Here is a 1198-nt window from a genome sequence, read left to right on the forward strand (position 1 = left end):
AAATAATACTGGTAGTCAGTGGAATCTTAGACTCAAGCTCTATCGTGTAGTCTAGCGTTGTAGCGCCGCCTTCCTCACTAAATCTAAGCTCTCCTACATGGTTCTTAATGGGGCTTCCTTTAGTGATTTTGTATTGAATAAACTCATCTGGTTTAAACTCAGTAATCGTTTCTTCAAAGCCCGGTAAAATCCCGATCTTGATCTCTCTAACCGAACCCAAGCCGTTAGCACCATCAGCACCATCAACAACTCTAGACATATTGATACCACAAATCTTACCGAAAGTATTATGATCACTAAGTGTGGCAAATACCTCACTGACTGGCGCATTGAAAATTTGCTTCATTTTTATTGTATTAACAGACATGCATCACTTACCTTTTGGCGATTTAATAATGGATAGCGGCACGACAAAACAGCCGTGACCCCCAGTCATTATATATAAATATTCCGGGCTTTAAAGCGAAAAGCTACTACTTAAGAAATTAAGCGCTAAAGACAGTATAGGCGTGAAATCTTGTAGCTAAGCCGCTTTGGTTTTACTAGAATTAGCAAGCGGCATCATGAAATGACGACGCCCTCCAATATAACCGTAAATATGAGACCCCTATGTTTGACTACCAAGCCCCGAAAGACCTACTACAATCCAAAGTCATCTTAGTTACCGGAGCGGGTGATGGAATCGGCAAGACCGCAGCACTTAGCTTTGCCAAGCATGGAGCAACTGTAATTTTATTGGGGCGAACCGTTTCAAAGCTAGAAAAAGTATATGACGAGATTGAATCCAAAGGCTACCCAAAGCCGGCAATAATTCCAATGAACTTGGAAGGCGCTGTCGAGAAAGACTATATCGACGTTGCTAACTCGATCGAAGCAGAATTCACTCATATCGATGGCATCTTACACAACGCGGCGCAGCTTGGGTCTCTTACTAGTATTGAGCAATACGAAGTACCTGTTTGGAACAAAATGATGCAGGTAAACGTTAACGCTCCTTTTATGCTGACAAAGACGCTGCTACCACTACTTAGAAACTCCGAAGATGCTTCTATTATTTTCACCTCTTCTAGTGTTGGCAGAAAGGGGCGCGCATTTTGGGGTGCATACTCTGTCAGCAAATTTGCAAACGAAGGTTTAATGCAAGTACTTGCTGATGAGCTAAATGGGACAGATAAAACTATTAAAGTGAATAGCATTA

The 1198-nt window shown here is 41.8% G+C and carries 2 protein-coding genes; one reads left to right on the top strand and one right to left on the bottom strand.

Annotated features, from left to right (window positions below):
- The coding region (locus A3729_RS20190) for an SRPBCC family protein (protein ID WP_068634209.1) at window positions 1-367 on the bottom strand (367 nt) is incomplete at its 3' end.
- A gap of 242 nt (window positions 368-609) precedes the next feature.
- On the opposite strand from A3729_RS20190, the gene A3729_RS20195 reads away from it, so the two are divergent.
- The coding region (locus A3729_RS20195) for a YciK family oxidoreductase (protein ID WP_068634210.1) at window positions 610-1198 on the top strand (589 nt) is incomplete at its 3' end.

The sequence above is a fragment of the Oleiphilus sp. HI0043 genome (assembly GCF_001634935.1).